At 60.4% G+C, this 18,921-nt stretch carries 13 protein-coding genes and 1 pseudogene; 8 read left to right on the top strand and 6 right to left on the bottom strand.

The genetic code is table 11. The features are described from left to right. Positions 1-66: 66 nt before the first annotated feature. Positions 67-222, bottom strand: a pseudogene (locus X738_RS83830) (DUF736 family protein); the annotation flags it as partial. Between the two features lie 733 nt (positions 223-955). On the opposite strand from X738_RS83830, the gene X738_RS87865 reads away from it, so the two are divergent. From X738_RS87865 to X738_RS77165, 4 genes are all read left to right on the top strand, one after another. Then, positions 956-1,303, top strand: a complete 348-nt coding sequence (locus X738_RS87865; RefSeq protein ID WP_245277849.1) for an HU family DNA-binding protein — start codon at positions 956-958, stop codon at positions 1,301-1,303. A gap of 146 nt (positions 1,304-1,449) precedes the next feature. Next, positions 1,450-4,539 carry an ATP-binding protein gene (locus tag X738_RS77175; protein ID WP_023803468.1) on the top strand — a complete coding sequence of 1,030 codons (3,090 nt, stop codon included), beginning with the start codon at positions 1,450-1,452 and terminating at the stop codon, positions 4,537-4,539. A gap of 16 nt (positions 4,540-4,555) precedes the next feature. Then, positions 4,556-6,784, top strand: a complete 2,229-nt coding sequence (locus X738_RS77170) for a hypothetical protein (RefSeq protein WP_023803467.1) — start codon at positions 4,556-4,558, stop codon at positions 6,782-6,784. 429 nt (positions 6,785-7,213) lie between these two features. Then, positions 7,214-7,504 (top strand): hypothetical protein, encoded by a 291-nt coding sequence (locus X738_RS77165; RefSeq protein ID WP_023803466.1) that lies wholly within the window; start codon positions 7,214-7,216, stop codon positions 7,502-7,504. Between the two features lie 205 nt (positions 7,505-7,709). Here the strand turns inward: X738_RS77165 and X738_RS87860 are convergent, their stop codons facing one another. Further along, complete coding sequence (locus tag X738_RS87860) at positions 7,710-8,474, bottom strand: hypothetical protein (RefSeq protein ID WP_023803465.1); 765 nt, start codon at positions 8,472-8,474, stop codon at positions 7,710-7,712. 602 nt (positions 8,475-9,076) lie between these two features. Between X738_RS87860 and X738_RS87855 the strand changes: the two genes are divergently transcribed. Then, entirely contained in the window at positions 9,077-9,295 is a 219-nt protein-coding gene (locus X738_RS87855; RefSeq protein WP_245277848.1) for a hypothetical protein, read from the top strand. A 384-nt stretch (positions 9,296-9,679) separates the two neighbouring features. Here X738_RS87855 and X738_RS77150 read toward each other — a convergent pair whose 3' ends face one another. Beyond that, positions 9,680-10,684 (bottom strand): hypothetical protein, encoded by a 1,005-nt coding sequence (locus X738_RS77150; protein ID WP_023803463.1) that lies wholly within the window; start codon positions 10,682-10,684, stop codon positions 9,680-9,682. 545 nt (positions 10,685-11,229) lie between these two features. Between X738_RS77150 and X738_RS86445 the strand changes: the two genes are divergently transcribed. Beyond that, complete coding sequence (locus X738_RS86445) at positions 11,230-11,634, top strand: hypothetical protein (RefSeq protein ID WP_023803461.1); 405 nt, start codon at positions 11,230-11,232, stop codon at positions 11,632-11,634. 279 nt (positions 11,635-11,913) lie between these two features. Here X738_RS86445 and X738_RS77140 read toward each other — a convergent pair whose 3' ends face one another. The 3 genes from X738_RS77140 to dcm are packed head-to-tail and all read right to left on the bottom strand — an operon-like array spanning position 11,914 to position 14,847. Further along, entirely contained in the window at positions 11,914-13,137 is a 1,224-nt protein-coding gene (locus X738_RS77140) for a type II restriction endonuclease (protein WP_023803460.1), read from the bottom strand. Further along, the gene (locus tag X738_RS77135) at positions 13,134-13,550 is read right to left on the bottom strand and encodes a very short patch repair endonuclease (RefSeq protein WP_245277850.1); all 417 of its coding nucleotides are present in this window, start codon (positions 13,548-13,550) and stop codon (positions 13,134-13,136) included. The genes X738_RS77140 and X738_RS77135 overlap by 4 nt, the downstream gene beginning before the upstream one ends. A gap of 31 nt (positions 13,551-13,581) precedes the next feature. Then, on the bottom strand, positions 13,582-14,847 hold the full coding sequence (dcm, locus tag X738_RS77130; RefSeq protein WP_023803458.1) for a DNA (cytosine-5-)-methyltransferase: 1,266 nt from the start codon (positions 14,845-14,847) through the stop codon (positions 13,582-13,584). Between the two features lie 708 nt (positions 14,848-15,555). Here dcm and X738_RS81380 point away from each other — a divergent pair. Next, positions 15,556-17,421: a sigma-70 family RNA polymerase sigma factor gene (locus X738_RS81380; RefSeq protein WP_023803456.1), complete on the top strand. Its 1,866-nt coding sequence runs from the start codon at positions 15,556-15,558 to the stop codon at positions 17,419-17,421. Between the two features lie 50 nt (positions 17,422-17,471). Further along, positions 17,472-18,920 carry an ATP-binding protein gene (locus tag X738_RS77125; protein ID WP_023803455.1) on the top strand — a complete coding sequence of 483 codons (1,449 nt, stop codon included), beginning with the start codon at positions 17,472-17,474 and terminating at the stop codon, positions 18,918-18,920. Position 18,921 lies beyond the last annotated feature (1 nt).

The raw sequence follows: 18,921 nt of genomic DNA, 5'->3' as shown, positions 1-18,921 counted from the left end.
AAAACGACAAAAACCCCGGAAAACCGGGGCCGCCAGCACGCGACTCCGCATAATCACGCGCTACGCATAATCGGTGGCGCCGGCGAAGATGCGGAAGTCCGGCCCCTTCTCGTTATCGCCTTCGGCCGGGGAGAACGTCACCGTCTTGACGTTGAGGTTGAGGGTCTTGACCGAGCCGGAGAAGCCGTTCGCGGTGCGGGAGAAAGTGCCGATCGTAGCCATTGTGGTGGTTCCTTCTGCTTTTCTCGGGCCGCGCCCATCGCGGCCTCGATGGTGGTCGTGAGACCGGAGACGATCGGTCCGCACCCCGAAGGGGCTGAAACGAAGTGAAAGACGGCGGCGCGAGGCTTTCTTGGTTCGCGAGGAATGGACGCGCAGCGGCCAGGGGAAGAAAACGCAGCGCCGTCGTTGCGGAAGACGATCGAGGATGAGTGAAGCGAAGCCGGTCTTCGGTCAGACCCAATCCATTCGAGGACGCCGTGGGCGTGGCTTGGAACGAACAGCCAGTCGGAACCGCCATGGTGGCGAATGATCGGTCACCTGCTTCGCACCGTGAGAGCTTCTCCGTTGCGCGAGGATAGGGAGCCTGCATCTCAACCGCTCGGCGATGTCGGCCGCCGCCCGCAATCGAGTGTCGATGCGATGGCCGGACTTCCCTGCTCTTTGCCCGAACCGCTGTCACTCTGCGGTGGCGCGCAGGAACACAGTGCACTTGTCGTGGCCAGCGGCTGCCACGCTGCCAAGGTACCATGACGACTTCCCTATCTCCGCTGGATCAAAGCGAGCCTGGTCGAGAGCGAGGGCGAGGATGACTTAGTCACACGGGATCCTCAGCCGCATCGCCGAATGATCCGGCTACTCGTGGCCGCGCCCCCACGGTGAGGCAGTACCGGGAAAAGGTCCGCCGCCGCCCTTGGTGTCAGTCGATTGATGCCAAGGTGGAGACCTACGCTGCATGACTTTCCTGATCGCAGTGGTGGAAATACCCGGTTCAAGCCTTGGTTTGCGGCGGATTCCATTTCCTGGGGCGATGACAGTGCGGAATCGCCTGTGGCATAAGGCCAGCCGTCGAACCAACACAACAGAAGGGATGGAAACGATGGCAGTAATCACGATCGATATTGCCGAACGCCTTGCAGACGCGCACGGTCTGTCGAAAACCCAAGCGAAGACCGTTGTCGAGGATGTGCTGAAAGGCATTGGTGAGGCCGCTGCCAAAGGCGAGGAAATCAGCCTCAACGGGTTCGGCAAGTTCAAGCCGCTGATAGCTAGCGTCAGCTCTGTGTCTCCGCCTGCCCACTAATGTCGAAAGTGCGCTGTTGGCCCGATGACCTAACCTTGGTGTCGCGCATGTGGTATTCTCCACGGAATCGCAATCCCTCCGCATAATGACCAGAAATCGCCATTCTCCGCGATGATTGGGGATGAACGATTGCGGCCGCCTACTCGATGGGCATGATGCGCATCGCAGAATTTGTCGAGGGGGACGACTTGCAGGCAACAACGCACATCGATTTGGACGTCTTGAGCCCGGCCAAAGTGACAGGAGCGCTCGACCGTGACTCGGCCGCAGCGTTTGTGCAGGCGATCTTCGACCGCGAGATGGGGGTGACACTACACAACTTGAAGGCAGGGTCTAAGCGGGACGAGGCAATGCGCGAACTCACGAAGGAAGCGGCCAGTCTCTATTCCCGTCGCGTCTTGCGCGAGCTTATTCAGAACGCGTTCGATGCTGCCGCCAGCGCAGCCAAGCCCAAGATCCTGCTTCGCCTTGATCTAACGACTGGCGATCACGGGACCCTATACGTGGCTAACAACGGCCGGGGGTTCACGTCGGACAATGTGGACGCGATATCAAATCCGGCAATGAGTAATAAGACGCCGGGTAACTTCATAGGGCACAAGGGCCTGGGATTCCGCAGCGTCGAGCTGCTCTCCGATGACGTGCAGATTTATTCTAAGGTCGATCCCGAAGCCCGCGACTTCGATGGCTTCTGCTTCGAGTTCGCGGCACGGAAAGACGAGCTCGCGTGGGTGGAACGGGCGGGTGAAATGGAGTTCGCGCCCGCCGTCGTCGGCAGGGCGCATAGGCTCCAGCTTCCAATCCCGCTCAGATCGATCGGCCCTGATGCCGAACTCATTGCAGCGGATGGCTTCTCGACGCTCATCCGTATGTCTTTACGGGACGACGTCGCAGCGGAGCGCGCCACCGAGGAGATGCAGATGCTGATCGACGAGAAGGCGCCAATCGCTCTGTTCCTCAATCGACTCGACTCAATGATGCTTGAGACAATCCGCGCCGACGCTCCGCCGGAGACCAAAATCCTCTCCCGATCGAGCAAAGGCGCCCGGCAGCCGCTGCGAGGCCGGAACCTCATGCTCGAGGAGATCTCAGTTGACAGGCAGCGTTTTCTTGTCGGTCGGATGGAGGTCGACGACGCCGCGTTCCGCGTGAGCGTTGAGAAGGCCGTAGAACGTGGTCATCGCGTGGAGCGTTGGCGAGACTGGGAAGGCGCACCCACAGTCTCGATCGCCCTTCCTCTCTCGCAGGATGCAAGATCCGGATCCTTCTACGCGTTTCTGCCGATGGACGCGCAATCGCCCTTCAACGGCTGCCTCGACGCTCCCTTCCATCCCGATACCGACCGGCGAGATCTCGACCTCGTCAACCCGCTCAATTCCTTCCTGCTAGATTCTGTCGCAGACCTCTGCCTGGCTGTCGCCCAAGCGCTCGCAGACGAGCAGACGACTTCGATCGACAGCGCCTCCGCCGTAGTTGATGCGATCGCCTGGTCTGGCGACGCGCAGCGCATGGCCGACGCCTGTGCAAGCGCAGGGATCGAGATGGATGCAGTGCTGCTCCCAACGGTGCGCCGGAGAGAGGTCGAAGGTCGCTGGGCGCCTCTAAAAGATGTCTTCGATTGGAACGACGAGGCCTTCCGGATCATAACAGGAGCGTGGCTCGTACGGGCCTGCAATATCCCGATGCTGAGACGAGGCCTAGGCCCCAAGCGCTTCGAAGCGTTGCGTAATTTTGTGAATGAGGTTGACCTCACCTTCGAACCTGCCGTTTCGAACTGGTCGAGATGGGGACCGGCGCTTGCGAATGACCTCGCGAAGCGTCGGCGCAAGGTGACGAAACAGGAATGGGAGGACTTTTACGCCGATCTCGCCGGCCTGCCTGCCGTCCTGCCTCACCTAAGAGGCTCTGGGATCTTTCGGCTGGACGATGGCCGGATCGAGGCAGCGAACTCGCCCGCTACAATCGCAGAGCGCGAGCTTTTCATCAGCCCTGACCCGGAGAACGCTACGCGATCCAGGAAGCGGCTGGCGGGCACGACACTTTTCCCACCAAAGAGCATCGCGCAGCGCATGCTGTTCGCCGATCCCGCGTTGACGTGGCCGCCCAACGTCACTTCGGCCTTCGTCAATGCTGGCCTCGCAACCGAATATAGTCTCCCGAAGGTTATCGCGGGCATGGGGAGACTGCTCGGCAAGCGGCCATCCCGGCAGACAGCTCTTGCGGCGATTAATTGGGCCTTCGGCGCCTGGAAGGCACACAAATCGAACGAAGTGGAGACGGCACTCAAGCTCGCCGCGCTGCCGCTTCCTTGCGCGGACGGAAAGCTTCGCGCAGCAAACACCGTGCGCTTCGGCGCCAACTGGCGCGAAACGCGCGGCGACCTTTTAGCCGAGTTCTGCGATGCCATCGGCGATGCGCCCCGGGGTGCGAAATCGCTCATTGAGAGTCTTATCGTTCCTTGGGAAGAATGGCCGCTCCGGGAAAAAGGTACCGCGCTCGACTGGTTCGCCTTTATACGGCTCCTGGGCGTAAAAGACGGTATCACGCCGGTCTACTACAAGGCCGTCACCATGCAGGTCGACGAGTGGTGGAGTCTTCGACGCCCGCTCGTCAAAGGGATTCCGTTAGAGGTGTCCGTCGGCCCCCAATGGCGAGCGGCACTCCAATCCCCCCAGCAGGCGTTCTCGTATCAGAGCGGCTCCTATTCGACCGATGAAACGCTGTTTGCGCTCCCCCTTCAGGGTGAGCACGCGGCAATGAGCGACCGCGCGAAGATGGCCTATGCCCGCCTCGTCGTTGCGGGACTGCCAGAATTGAAAGACCATCACTATACCACAACGCTCCGGCGAACCGTCGGAAATAGCGATCATGTCGGCTGGACCAGCCCTCTGCTCGGCTTCCTGCGGGAGGCATCATGGCTTCCGACCTACAGGGGCGATGAGCTCTCCTGGGTTCGACCGCGCGAAGCATGGTTCGCGCCGCGAAAGGATCCGCTCCCCCGTTTCCTTTCGCGCCTCGATCGCCAGCTACGCGACGCGATCGATGCGGATGCTGCAGCCCGCGACGTTTTCTCAAAGCGACTTGGTCTGCGGTTATGGAACGATCGCGCCAGCGCGCCGGCGAGGCTCGCGGAACTCGGCAGCGTGCTCCAGGCAGGGATCGCTGATCACGAGCAAGATAATTTGCGCAGTGCCTATCGCGACGCCTGGGAAGAGATCGGAAGAGCACACGTCTGANGAGGAAGCCGACGACATGACCGTCTTTGTCGGCAACGGCACCGATGCGACTCTCGAGAACCTCCTGGTCGCGCTGGGCCACATTCTCCTCGCAGTGCCCGCGTCGGCGGCCAGCAATGCCGTGGCGGCGCTCTCAGAGGCAGGATTTGGCAATATCCGCCCGGTTGCGGACGTCCGGCCGCGCATCATCGTCGACACGGGCGAGCTGGACCTCAGCGTGGAACACCCGAGACTTGTCGCCGATGGACGTGACTGGCTAGCCGAAATTGCCGTTCTCGTCCTAGAGTTCAACATCGGGCCAATCGGACGCAGTACCCCAAAAAGCCGGCAGACTTTGTACGAGGACTTCAGGCAGCTACGCGTGGTCCACTCTCGCAATGTGCAAGTCGAGATCGACGGCCTTGCCGGTGCCCTCCCAGCAATGCTGGACGGGGTTCTGCCCGTGCCGGACGGCGACCGACCGACTGTCGTCGTACAGAGCTCAGACGACGATCTCGACTGGTCAACGCTCGCGCGCATAGCGCGTGCGATCTCCCTCGCGCTCGGTCGGGGATGGCTCCTCACCGACTTCAAGATGGTCTTCGCCACGTTGGCGCACAGCCAGGCACCACTGGGCGGCCCTCTCGAGCGTCCCGACGACGAGGCGCTTGCGCGCGCCTTCAGTCAGCCCCTGGAGCGGATCCGCGAGATTCTGCGTTCGCTTAGCGCGAGCAACAGACGAATCCTCGAATGGCTGGTGCCAGTTGTCGCCGTCCGCTTCGGGCACGACGCAGCCATCCATCTACTCGATCGCGAATATGTGCTCGTCGAGGACGAGGAGATTGTCACGACGCTTGTCGCCATCTGCATCAACGCTGACGCAATAAGATCGCTGATCGGGGCCTGCCACGCGGCGCAGGGACTCGATGAGTTGCGCCGTGACCTCGGCTTCTCGCTATCGGTGTTCAACGCCGCTACTGAAGCGCTCGGCCCCCCCTTCCCACAGCTGCGCTTCGAAGGCCAGCTTCGGCGATCGTTCTCGGACCGCCTCGACGAACTCCGCCCAGAGCTTCGCGAGCGTGTGCGCAATGCGTTTGCCGGCGAGACTCGCGATGCTCTGATGCTCGCGAAATACAGAGATGCTGCCGCGCTCGGATGGGCAACTTTCGACGAGGCGTGGATCTCAACACACGATGAGCTCGACGACAAAATAATCGATGAGCGGATCGAAAATCTGGCGACGATCGCACTGCCTGCCGTGAGCGAGGCTCCGGAGGTCCCACTCGACGTTGCGCGTCAGGCCAATCGCATCGTGATCATGGAGAACGCCGGCGATATCCAGCGAGTTGTGGCCGCCTGGACCGCTAAGGCACCGGGTCGTGCCGCACACACTTCATGGGTAGGGAAACCAGAACTTCTCGCGCGCGAAGCGCTAGCTTCCGGAATATTCGATTTCGGGACCGTCAGTTTGGGCGATTTGCCGCAAGCGCTCGAACTTGCTGGGCTATGGCCGGCCGGAATGCCGACTTCACTCGATCTCAACGATTTGGGGCTCGTCGCCAATGATCTCGATCAGCAAGCCAAGGCGGAACAGAAGCGCAAGGACGAACAGGATCGGCAGACGAAGACCGTCCGCTTTGGGTCGACCGACATCGTCGGAGGCACCAGCGAATCATTGCAGGCGGTTGTCAGGGCACTTAGTGAAGGACTGGAGTCCAAGGCATTCCAGAAGCGGTCAGGACCGGCCACGCTCAACCCCTTCCCCGAAGGCGACGACAAGGGCCGCAAGCGACGCAAGAGAGGTACATCCGACAAGGATCCTATCTATCTTACCGACCAACAACGCTCACTTATCGGCTTTGCCGGTGAATACGCAGCCTACATCCACCTGAGACGCACAGTCCGAAATTTTGCTGATGAACACTGGATCTCTTCGTTGGGTCGGAACTTCCTGTGCCTGCCGGCAAGGCAGGACGAGGAAGGCTACGACTTCCACGTGCCCCGATGGCGCGGTGGCCTCTACTTCGAGGTGAAGGCGCATACAGGCGATCCAGGATATTTGGACCTCGAGCGATCACAGGTGGCAGCCGCCGTGCAGTTTGCCGACGAGAGGCAGGGCATCTGGAAAGTGCTCTACGTCGCGAACGTACTCGATCCGTCGCTCGTTGCAGTGCACGAACTCGCTAATCCTTTCACCGAAGGGAATATCAACCTCTATCGGCCCAGCAGCCGTCAGGGAGTTCGGCTACTTATCGACAGGAAGTGACGCGCTTGGATTGGCTAGCCGACATCATCGACCATCGCGCCGGCTGTTGTATATACCGGTGACCGGAGCCGGTGGCGGTGCTCTTGTCACCCCACTTCTGCAGTGAGCGCTGGCCTGTCCCTAGTCAGCGCGGCTTGCGCTTGCCTATGGTTTCCGCAATCCTGGCAAGATGCGACGTTCACCTCTTGCATTTCTGCTGACGCTGGCAAAAGGACGGTTGGCTCAAAAGCCCTGCGCCGTTGCAGAGGAATGGAAACCGCTGTCGAAGGCGGCTAAAGGCTTCACGATTGTCTCCGAGGTATACTATCCGCCAGAGGAGTTGGACAGGCAGCGTGAGAACACGAGGCGAGCGACGGAACACTCCGCCGCCTATATCGCAGCTGAATTGGAAAAAGCAAAAGGGCGCAGAGAGCGGCGGCGCAGCCGACTATGACCCGTATGTCCTTTGCTGAAGAGCTTGAAAGCGCCGCGCATCGCATAGCGGACATGTCGCGCCCGGATCTGCAGATCATTCTTCGTCGCGCGGCGTTGATGCTCAGGAATGTTGCCGGCGTGTCCCTGGAGCCGGCGACTGAGGATGCACTCAACGCCATAGCTGCTGAGATGAAAGTCGGCCGATCCGACCTCATACAGATTGTATTGCGCGAGTGGCTGGAGACGAATGCCTATCTCCCGGTGCGTACCATCGACGAGGAGAGCGAAACCGACGGGAGCGCTTAGCAACGATGACGCCGTCGTCATTCGTCTTTTCAGACGACGCGTCGCTCCCTCGTTGATCTCCGCGCCGACGACCGTCGGCGCTCTAAGGAAGAACGGCGTATAAACCGCAGTCCTGCGCGCGTCCGCAACAACGGACGGTTGTCGCGCGTAGGACGGAGGAAATTCGCCCCCGCCGCGGGCGGTGAACGGGACAGCCGTAGGAGCGTCAGCATAGTGCCGGCCGCAGGACGGGACGCGGGACCGACTGTCCCCGTCCACGGTGGTCCGCATCCTTTTGCGTCAGGATGGAAGCCGACGGGCCGCAATCGCGCGCCGTTCCGGTTCTCGACAGTCCGGCCGCTGATCGGCGACGATGCGATAGGATTGGCCAGTACCGGCGCAGAAGTTGGCCTGGAAGAGACCGATTACGTCTCGCAACCTTTCGGCTCCTCTCAATTGCGTGGCAGCTTGTGAATTTCCAGCCTGACAGGCCCGCCCCTGTCACAACTCGTGCAAAAAAGCGCTCGCTCAGAGCGCCTTTTCCATAGCGTTTGATGAGGCCGGCTGGTTTCACCGTTGCATGGTGTGAACAGGATCTGCGCCAGGCCCGCAACACATGCCATTCGCGAAGATCTCCGAGCGCCACATCGAGGCCGGCGTGAACGCTGCCGTCGATGATGGTCTGTGGCGGGATCGTCACCTCGCCAGGTGTCAGGATTTTCTCCATCACATGCCGACTGTTGTAGTGGATCAGCAACATCCCTGGGCGGCGCCGGATAGCGGCTTGCCAGGCTGCCTGACTCACCGTTGAATCGGGGGAACGCGAAATGGTTTCTGCCAAAGCCTGCTCCTCGCGATCCCAGACCTCGATCCGAAAATTGTCTTCCGCTGTTGTTGCCATAGCTTCGCCGGCCAGCGCGATTGACGCCGAGCCATGGCCTTTGCTGCTCCAGATCACGCTGAAATAAGGAACATATTCCTCTCCCGTCAAGGGCACGCTTGACTCTTTGTTCTCATTTTGTTCACATTGGCAGGGCTAGGCCATATGAGGTGAACCATGGAACTTCGCTTGAACATCGAGGACGCAACACCCCAAGAGCTCGTGCGTGGCATCGCGGCGGCCGAAACAGTGTTTGCACGCGCCGGCATTACAGCTTTGCAAGGCGCGGAAGGGCTGTTTGCGTTGGAAGGGTGGGATATCAAAGGCTTTCCAGAAGACGACAAGCCTACCGAGGACGAGGACCGGGCCGCCACAGTTTGGCTGAAGGCCGATGAGGCTGCGGCGACGGCATGTTGTGCGGGCTGGCCGGAGGACAAAGTCCCGCACCATCAGGTCATGGAACTGATCAATGTTCCCCGCACAAAGTTGCAAGCCGAAGCGATTCCAGACACTTGGCCGGAGCGGAAGCAGCTCTATCCTGACGTCGTCAAGCGGCTGGAGATCACGACCGGCCCGGACCGCCAGATCGATTTCGATATTGCCTTCGTTCTCGGTTGGGTTCCCGAGCGGCCGACGCTGGATCGGGTTGAGCCGCTTTCGGAAGACGGAGACCGTATCCCTTCTTCACCAGCGACCTTGCCCAGGTCGAAGAGATGGCTCGCAAGGCGCTCAAGGACTGGACAATCGAGATCGACCGAGATCCCTGTGATGCCCACGTTTTTGACCCGGCGGCCAGTGATGACGATGATGAATTGCGCATGGCGGCATGGCGTGATTTCGACGGCTCCCTGTACATGGAGAAGCCACCGGCAAATCCTGCAATCGCGCTGACACTGGCAATGATGCGCGGCCAGTCCCTGCATTTCGAATAGTGGTCAAACGCAGTCGGGGCTCACCAACGCCATCGGTCATCGACCGCGACTGGCCACACCAAGTTGCGCTGCCGGATGACCTCTGCACCGACCGGAACTTCACCATGATCGCGACGTTCTGCCAGGAACGAGGGCTTAAGCACCAGACGCGGCATGTGCAGGCGATATGGCCGAACGGCAAATATGAAACCCTATCGGCTCCATTGCTTCAGCGATGCCGCATCGGCAGAGGCGTTCTACAAACGACTTCGCCTGTTCTACGGCAAGTCCCTAGAATCCGGTCGAAAGGGCTAGCTTCCCAAAGCTGGCGGTCGAGGGGTGAGGAATGGCAGTGCCAGACCATGCTCTTCCGGTCATCGCCTTCTGCACATCGGCTTATCGCGGCTAGCACGGAATTCCGTCGACGACCGGGTCAAACTGGCCCTCGGGAAACGGTCCCGGATAGATCACGATCCCAAATCGTCGCTTGGCCGGAATCCATTTGAGCGCCTCGCGAATGATGACGAGAGAATTCTGGTAAGCAGCTAGAGCCTCTGAGACGGACGTCTGAATTTCGCCATAGCGGACCTTCGCTTCACACATGACGGCGTCAACCACTGCGCTGGTGAGATGCCTACTGTTCTTGAGTTTTGGCGACAGGTCTACCAGCTTGTAGAGGTGATGGCCTGCCTTGAAGTACTTATCAGATGGTACGCCATCGAGTTGCAGCAGCGCTTTGATTGACTTCTCGGCGGACTGTAGGAAGCACCATCGAGCGTGTCCTAGGGAAACGCCGTCCATGAGAGCGCCCACGCCGCCATTGATATCGGCAGAGGCTTCCTTCACCAGCGCATTGCCAAGTCGCGCAGTCAATTCGTTGTACACTGACATGATCAGCGCGCCCTGGTTTGCAATCGACGGATAGAGGTCAACCGGAATGCTGTCTGCATACTGCTGGGTCATGCCGTCGAGCATTCTGAGCAGGTTGTCCTTCACGGACCTTGGGGCGCGTGCGATAGGTCGATAGCGGAACGCCAGGCGCGCAGGATTGATCTCGACGTTCACTTGACCTGCTTGGATCATATGCACCGACATACGGAACCGATCGCCATCGATATCGATCACGCCGATCGAAGGGTTGAAGATGATATTTGACCGCTTGTCGTAGCGCTGCTCGAACCAACTGAAGATGTGTGCGGTCAGCGCGCCAAGGCTAAGGTCGTCAGGCCGTGGATCTTCGATTGAGGGAGGGAAAGTCAGTGCAAGGCTCCGTTGAAAGCAGAAATCTCTCCATGCGCGAAACGCCCTAGCATGTGGCGGCACGCCGCTCTTGCGCATCTCGTTGTCGAGGGCGGCAAGCTCGGCGTGCAGGTCCTGGAGCGTGTTCAAGGTGGCTTGGTGCTTGTCCATGCACTGGAACTTAAATCAGGCCCCGCGCCATACAAGGCAGAAAAGGGACGGCGGGTTCCTCGCATACTGAAGGGATACATACCAAATAATGGGGATAGCGGTAACGGGCGCCAACGAAATCAATGACTTATTTTTAAAGGCGGGTTAAGTCTTGCCGATGGTCCGCCGCACGGCATCGCCCCAGGCGAAAGGGACTTGAACCGGGGGGGGCGGGACGAAACGGTCTAGCGCTACCATCATCAACCACACCGACCTCATGAGCCGAAGCATCCCATTCGCCCCCTTTGAATGACGAGTGTCTCAAGCAAAATATGCTCCGACGACTGGCGCGGTCGAGTTCCTGATAAAGCCATTCAGCGTAGATAGATTCCCGTCCCGGACCACTTTCTGCTGTCGCGCCGGCCGTGTGGCCGAGTCTGCACTGGCAGCCTCATCCCGCCTTTTTGCAAGTCGAAGCATCCTATTTTTTCGACGGCGAAATTGGATGACTTTTCAAGGCGGAACGCCTTTGCATTTATGCCTTCTATCAAGCATCGGAGACAGCGATGGAAATCGCCCACTTACTGGATATGGATGGCGTTCTTGTGTGCGGTGGAGCGCCCATCGAAGGTTCTATTGGCTTTGTCAGGACTTTGGTGGAAGAAATGAGAGCTTTTCAAATTTTTACCAACAATTCCAGGTACACGCCCGAGGATCATGCGCACCGTCTTCGTGGGATGGGATTTCCCGTTGAACCTCACCACATATACACTTCCGCGCTGGCCACTGCGCAGTTTGTCAGCAAGCAGTTTCCCGGGGTCCCGTTGTGCTTGCGCAATGGGGTGGTCCTTAGGGCTGAAACGAAGTTAAAGACGGCGGGGCGAGGCTTTCTTGAACCGCGAGGAATGGACGCGCAGCGGCAAGGGGAAGAAAACGCAGCGACGTCGTTGCGGGAAGACGATCGAGGCTGAGTCAAGCGAAGACGGTCTGCGGTCAGACCCAATCCATTCGAGGGCGCTGTGGGCGTAGCCTGGAATGAACAGACAGGCAGGAACAGCCACCAAGGCGATCGTGATCCGCCAGCCTTCGCGTTCGCATGATGTCGGCTTTCCAGCTTTCCTGAGGTAACCCCGTCTCAACCGTCAACGATGATGTTCGCCATCCGGCTATCCAGGCGAACAAGACCCGGCCTGACGGTCAGCTTATCCCCAAACTCCGGTGAGTACCCAAGGTAAGCGACCTCGCCTGCCCTACCGCTGACGGCTGTCCACAAGCGTAACAAAATCCAGAAGTGTCATCAGCCAGGGCCGCTGGCTCTCGCGGTAGGTCTCATGGAGCTTCGCCGGCAGTACCAGCTGGAGACGCTCTGCCTTCATCTGGTCGGTCTGGTTCTCGGATATGGCCGGCTCAAGTGTCAGCAGATGCTTTGACGGTATCCGTGCCGCCTCCGGAAGCACCTGACGCCAGCGGTCTTTCAGCGTCGATTTGGACGCCAGCATGGTCAGCAGGTCTGGAGAGAAGTCGGGATCATTGTACTCGGCATGACCAGGAAACAGAAAATCTGGCCTGTTGCGGTTTTCGGTCTCCGCGCCCCGCGAAAACCGGATCGACCGTGCCTGGAACAGCGCTTCCAGATGATGCTCCAGCGACTGCCCCGCCCGGGATTTCCGACGGTTCTGCACGCTCAGGGAAAATGCCAGAAAACCATCAACGTCAGCGATACCATCGCCACCAACAAATCCGTTGCTCAGCCGCCCTGCAACAATGTGGCGCTCCAGCCGCCGGAACAGAAGCTCTTCCCGTTCCAGCCACGCCATGAGAACCGCGTCCGGATTGTCCAGTGCCGAAACGCCGGTGAGTGAAGTCCGCGCAAGCTGCGAGAATTCCCGCGTGCCGGGGAACTTCATGCCAAATCTTACAATAAGCATGTCAAGCTCGCCGGCCTCCGGCTCTTCGAAATCGATGCCGAGCTCGTCAAGGATATAGCGCGCCGCAAAATCGACGATGGCGGCCTGGTCCTCGGTAATTTCGCGGCCGGTGAACTGGAGTTCGGGCTGGTCCTCCAGACCGAAAAGCCACAGCAGCTGGTTCTGGACGGTGCTGTCGGCGGGCGTGACGATCACCATGGCCGTACCGTCACGCCGCAGGGCGACAAACAGCGTATCACCTTCCTTCATCAGGTCGGTCACGTCATTGGTGTAGTAATAGAGGTGGTATTCGGTCCGCGTCGCGTGCTTTTTGCGCGCGTCGTACCAGCTCAGCATGCTGTCGGCCGCAACACCCTCCTGCTCCTCCCCGAGCCATATGAACCGGGTCGGGATCTTTTTCCGGTCGGCATCTCCCATCAGTGCCCGGAGGGTGCGGGAACTGTTAAACTCATGCTGGTTTGAACCGTCTGGTGTCGTTTCGACCATGCTGAGCCGCTTGACGGCCACGCCTTCAAAGTAATCAGAGAGCAGGCCACGTCTGATCATTCCCGCCCTCTCACTGTGAGCTGCGGCCGCCCGGACTCAAGCCACGTAGCGCACTGGACGATGACATCGTCCAGGAGAAGGGCCGTTCGTCCACGTATGGCACACTCCCAGACGACCCCGCAGCGCCACCCAAGCTCGGACAGCGCCCGCTCGGCTGCTTCATCCCGCTCACGGTTGCGGGCAATTTTTTCACGCCAGAATTCAGGCCGTGTTCCTGGCAGCCGGAAGAGATGGCAGTCGTGCCCATGCCAGAAACAGCCGTGCGCGAACAGGACCGCCCGCCGGCGGGGAAATACCATGTCAGGTCGGCCAGGCAGGCGCCGGTCATGGAGTCGATACCGGAATCCGCCCGCATGAAGGGCGAGCCGCAAGATCATTTCCGGCCTGGTATTGACGCCCCTGATGCCGGCCATCATCCGGCTGCGCACCTCGGGCGAAACGATGTCAGCCATTGGCCGCGAAGGCCCTGTCTGCATCGGGCCATGTGACCCGGCGGACAAGCGGAGACGGTCCGGCGGTGGGCGTGCGCCCCAGCGCGACCTCCAGGTAAGGCCGGATGGCCTGCGCGACAAACTCGACGACAGGCACCACCACGGCGTTGCCGAACTGCCTGTAGGCCTGTGTGTCAGAAATGTTGATGCGGAAAGGACGGTCAGGGCGCTCGAAGCCCATGAGCCTTGCGCATTCCAGAGGTGTCAGTCGCCGCGGCCGTTTGCCGGGCTGGTCAATCAGGACTTCGGACCCGTCCTTGTAATAGCGCGCCGACAGGGTCCGGGAGACGTCGTCCGGACCAAACAGGCTGAAACCGAAGCCGTTGCCTGCGGCACGGTGCTTTTCCCTGTACCCCTGCAGGTATTCCCACAGGCGTGGCGTCAGGGTGTATTTCGGGTTGACCTCGGCATGATCCTGGAGGATGGTCCGCAACTTCGGCCCCGAGCCTGGTTTCGGCAGCACCAGCGCTTCAAAATCGAAATCGGTCGGGTCCCTGAAACCGACGATGAATATCCGCTCCCGCTTCTGGGGCACCCATGGCTCCGAGCTGATGACACGGTACTGGACGTGGTACCCCAGCTCGTTGCGCAGCACGTTGATGATGGTAGCGAAGGTGCGTCCCTGATCGTGGCTTTCCAGATTCTTCACGTTCTCCAGGACAAACGCGGCTGGCCTGTGATGTGCAATGATCTGCGCCGTGTCGAAAAACAGGGTGCCCTGCGTGTCGCACAGGAAACCGTGCGGCCTGCCCAGGGCATTCTTCTTGGATACGCCGGCGATCGAGAACGGCTGGCACGGAAAGCCCGCCAGAAGCACCTCGTGTTCGGGTACCTTCTCCGGGTTTTTCGAATACTCCCGCACGTCGCCGCCGATCGGGTGATTGTCCGGAAAATTCAGCGCGTAGGTCTTCTGGCAGCCGGGATCCCATTCTGACGTAAACACGCAGCGTCCGCCAATGCTTTCGAAACCCATCCTGAGGCCGCCGATGCCGGCGAAGAGATCAATGAACCGGAAGCCGGCTGGTGACTGTTCCACCGGCGCAAGCCGCTGGCGGGCAGCTTCCCTGAGCGTCCGCATGGCGAGCCTGCTTGGCTCGCTCCTGCCCTCCTCGTAACGGTAGACGGTGCGCAGGGCCACCTCCAGAAGGCTGGCCGCTTGGTCCAGAGTCAGACCCGCCTGGTCCCGGAGTCTGGTGAATTCTGTACGTCTGCCGCGCATCGAATGCTCCGAATCATTTCTGTGTCATTTTTTGACACCTTGACACTGGATGTCCTAACGGGCAATGAATTTTGTTCTCTTTTTGTTCATTGGCGAGTCTGCATCCACACGTTTAGTTCTGAAAGCTCCCGATCAACGCTTTGCCCGTCCAAAGCCCTGCCCTCAGGCAGGCCTGATTCCGGCGCCGCCGGTGCCGCGCCAGCGGCCGCAAGAGAAAGGGCGCACAAAGCGGAGGCGATGAAATGTCCGCAGCGTGGACAGATCCATTTCATTGCCGGAGCCAGTTCGTGACCTCGAGACCGGTTAACGGGGCGCCGAAGGAGCGTCAGCATGGCGACGCCGCAGGCGGGACGCGGGGCCGCCGCCCCCGGCGAGAGGTGCCGTATGAAGGCGGCAGGTCCGTCAGGGTCGCGGCGAATTGAAGAGCGGCATCCGTTCAAGCCCGAGCCAGGCGTTGCAGCGGACCAGACGACGAGATCCTGGCAAAGCGCTCAGCCTGTCGCAGCCCGAACGGTTCGGACAGCGTCCTGCCCGGCCCGGCAGGTCTGGCTTACAGATGTTGTGGAATTTCTTGCGCTGGCAGGTGAACGGCAACTCGGGCAAAAGTAGACGACACGCTTCCCTTGCGCTTTTTCTTGCTATAAATCCGGTGTGGGAAATATTGGGGGGATTCTGACATGATGCTGCCGACGGACGGCAGGCGCTTTCGTGCTTGACTCGGTCGGCACCGTAGCGGTTTCGCCGCTGTTCAGGCTCGCGCTTTCGAAAGGCCCCGAGAGTTCCATCCTCTTGCACCTCAGGCGCGGAGCGGCTGTCAATGGCCGTGATGCTGCAGGGCGAACGCCGCTGATGATCGCGGCCGCGCTTGGACGGGAAGACATCTGTGCTCTTCTGCTGGACGAGGGGGCGGAATCATCGCTCAGAGATCCTGGCGGCCTGACTGCTGCCGAGCTCGCCACAAGGGCAGGCTACCGGGAAGTCGGGCATTATCTTTCGCAGGTAGCTCTGGCGGATGCCGTCCTTGACCAGCGGGCGCATGAAGGGCTCCGCGGCCCTGAACCAGAAACCGGCGCCGCAGGATGGGAGCCCGAGCAAGATTTCCAGCCGCCAGAGTGTAAACAGGCGCCCGACGAGAGTGTCCTGGCTCTCCAGGCAGCCATTTCGTCACATCGGGCAAGGGTCCATGACGACGACTGGTCGTCCGCCGAAATCTCCTTGCCCCCGGGATCTTCGCTCGGCCAGACCTTCGTGCTGCCTGACCAGGCGGGCATGATCCTGGCTGAGGCGATTGCAAGCGGATGGATATCCGGGCGCAGCCTGCGTCAGGCCTGGCCAGGGGCCACGGTCGATCAGCTTCTCCTGTTCAGGCTGATTGTGCAGGAAACCGGTGTCAGGATTGTCGCGGGCCGCATCGCAGCAACATTTCTGAACCGCGGAGCCGTGGTCCCCGACCGGCAGGACAGGGAGCTTGCGGCTGCAGCAATCATTCAGCTTGAGGATGAACTGAACAATCCTGCTGCTGAGGAAAGATACCTCGCCGACATCCGCTCATTTTCGACTTTCAGCCGCGATCGGGAACAGCGGATCTTCATGTTACTGGCGCAGGCGCGCCAGGAGGTTGCTGAGGCATTGAAGGGCTGTCTCCATCTGTTCAGAGGTCTTGAGACAGTCCGCACCCCGGGTGAAAGCGTCGAGGAACCGGAAGACACGGATATCGAACTAAGCGCGCCTGATGCGGACGGTTCTCCCGATGATACAGATCTTGCGGAAGCGGATGACGGCGCTGGAAGCTGGCCACATGAAGCCCTTTTCAAGGCGCTGGAAGAGGTCAGTGCCGATCGTCACGATCCAGCCGTTGCGAGACTGTCAAAAGGCCTTGAGAAATACTGGGCAGCCCGCAACCGGGCGATGGAAGGCGGCCTGAAACTCGTGCCCTGGATCGCACGAAGATACATCAGGCGAGGACTGCCATTCGACGATCTTGTCCAGGAAGGGAATCTCGGACTGCTACGGGCCGCCGAGAAGTTCGATCCGCAGAAGGGAGCGCGCTTTGGAACCTATGCCACCTACTGGATCCGGCAGAGCATGTTGCGGGCGGTCGATGACCAGTCGCGTATCATACGGATCCCGGTGCATGTCGCCGAACAAATCAGGAAGGTCGCCCGGCTGCGTGAGCGGACACGGGCCGAATTCAACAGGGAACCGAATGTTGATGAGGTGGCGCAGAAACTCGAAAAGCCGCCTGCCTTTGCAAAACGGATTCTCAACCTTCTGGTCGCCTCAAACCGGAGCATCCCGGAGAGACTTGTCGACAGAACTGGTTCCCAGCCGGATCGCCGCCACGATGCGGCATGCCTTCGCAGGCTGATCGAGGGTGTTCTCGCGCAACTTTCGCCCCGCAGCGAGCGGGTAATTCGACTGCGTTTTGGGCTGGCGAATGTCGATGAGCATACGCTTGAGGAGGTCGGAGATCTGTTTGAGGTCACCCGTGAGCGGATCCGTCAGATCGAGGCCAAGGCAATCAAGATCCTGAGACATCCCAATCGCTCGACTGCGCTGCAGCCATTCCTGTGACATCAACTGTTCCGCCACGTTCAAGAAATGCTCCACCACGTGCCAGCGCCATGGTCGAGGCTCTGCGCGGGCTAGGCTATTCACCGGCCACCGCCATTGCGGACCTTATCGACAACAGCATTGCTGCCCGTGCCTCCGCTGTCGACATCCGGTTCGTCTGGGACGGGCCGGACAGCAGCATCTCGATAACCGACAATGGCGCAGGCATGCACGAGCAGACGCTGGATTCAGCGATGCGCCTTGGCGAAAGAAGCCCGCTCGAGCAAAGGGAGACAGGCGATCTTGGCCGGTTCGGCCTCGGCCTCAAGACGGCGTCATTTTCGCAGGCGCGGCGCCTGACTGTAGCATCAAGACGCGATGGCGCGACGTCCTCGCTGCGCTGGGACCTCGATGTTCTCCGTGACGACCCGACGGGGAGCTGGTCACTTCTGGAAGGACCCTCGCCCGGTTCTGAATCCCTGCTGATGCCTCTGGACGAAATGCCAGGTGGAACGCTGGTTCTGTGGGAAAACATGGACCGGATCGTTCCTGCCGGCTCCAGGGACCAGGATTTTCTGGCTGTGATAGACCGTATCGAACGGCACCTTTCGATGGTCTTTCATCGTTATCTTGAGGCCCGCCGGCTGGTTATCCGGATCAATGGCACGGCCATCCAGCCGTGGGACCCGTTCCTGCGCAGCCGGCCGGACACCTGGCGGTCGGGATCCGAATCATTCCGGGTCAACGGTCATGGCATTGAGGTGGAAGGTTTTGTCCTTCCCCACAAGGACCGGCTGTCACCAAAGGTATACGACGAGGCGGCCGGACCGGATGGATGGACGTCCCAGCAGGGCTTTTATGTATATCGCAACGAGCGCCTTCTCGTTGCCGGGCACTGGCTCGGTCTCGGACAGGGCAGATCCTGGACCAAGGAAGAACCGTTCAGGCTTGCGCGCATCCGCCTCGACATTCCCAACAGTGCTGACGAGGACTGGAAGATCGACATCAGGAAATCGACGGCGCGCCCGCCACTTGAGGCGAGAACGCGCCTGTCGCTGTTTGCAGAAGACGTTCGCCAGCGTGCGCGCAAGGTCTTTGCGTTTCGGGGCAGACCGGAACGGTCTCCAGGTGCGGGGCCGGTCTCGCCCGCCTGGCATGCGACGCACCTCACGGGCGGCCTGCGCTACCGCGTCGACCGCAATCATCCGGCTGTTGCGGCAGTGCTGGAGAATGCCGGCGCTATCCGGGACGACGTCATCGCAATGCTGAGGGTCATCGAGGAGACGGTACCGGTACAGCAGATCTGGCTCGATACGGCCGAGGCAAGAGAGACGCCGCGCACGGGTTTCCAGGGCGTACCGCCGGAAGAGGTCAGGTCTGTCATGCAGACCGTCTTCAACAACCTAGTGAACCGGAAGGGGTTCACGGAAGAGCAGGCAAGACGCCAGCTCGCGGCCACCGAACCCTTCGACAGCTGGCCCGGCTTTGTCGAAACGCTGCAATCCGTCTCCAGAGGATAGA

This window comes from Mesorhizobium sp. L48C026A00 (assembly GCF_000502375.1).
GTDB lineage: Bacteria > Pseudomonadota > Alphaproteobacteria > Rhizobiales > Rhizobiaceae > Mesorhizobium > Mesorhizobium muleiense.
Note: the sequence above shows the minus strand (reverse complement) of the source record. Positions and strands in the feature narration are given on the sequence as shown.

Coding starts and splice junctions, on each gene's coding strand:
- X738_RS87865 (WP_245277849.1), top strand. CDS start 956: ATGACTTTCCTGATCGCAGTGGTGGAAATACCCGGTTCAAGCCTTGGT.
- X738_RS77175 (WP_023803468.1), top strand. CDS start 1,450: ATGGGCATGATGCGCATCGCAGAATTTGTCGAGGGGGACGACTTGCAG.
- X738_RS77170 (WP_023803467.1), top strand. CDS start 4,556: ATGACCGTCTTTGTCGGCAACGGCACCGATGCGACTCTCGAGAACCTC.
- X738_RS77165 (WP_023803466.1), top strand. CDS start 7,214: ATGACCCGTATGTCCTTTGCTGAAGAGCTTGAAAGCGCCGCGCATCGC.
- X738_RS87855 (WP_245277848.1), top strand. CDS start 9,077: ATGGCTCGCAAGGCGCTCAAGGACTGGACAATCGAGATCGACCGAGAT.
- X738_RS77150 (WP_023803463.1), bottom strand. CDS start 10,684: ATGGACAAGCACCAAGCCACCTTGAACACGCTCCAGGACCTGCACGCC.
- X738_RS86445 (WP_023803461.1), top strand. CDS start 11,230: ATGGAAATCGCCCACTTACTGGATATGGATGGCGTTCTTGTGTGCGGT.
- X738_RS77140 (WP_023803460.1), bottom strand. CDS start 13,137: ATGATCAGACGTGGCCTGCTCTCTGATTACTTTGAAGGCGTGGCCGTC.
- X738_RS77135 (WP_245277850.1), bottom strand. CDS start 13,550: ATGGCCGGCATCAGGGGCGTCAATACCAGGCCGGAAATGATCTTGCGG.
- dcm (WP_023803458.1), bottom strand. CDS start 14,847: ATGCGCGGCAGACGTACAGAATTCACCAGACTCCGGGACCAGGCGGGT.
- X738_RS77125 (WP_023803455.1), top strand. CDS start 17,472: ATGGTCGAGGCTCTGCGCGGGCTAGGCTATTCACCGGCCACCGCCATT.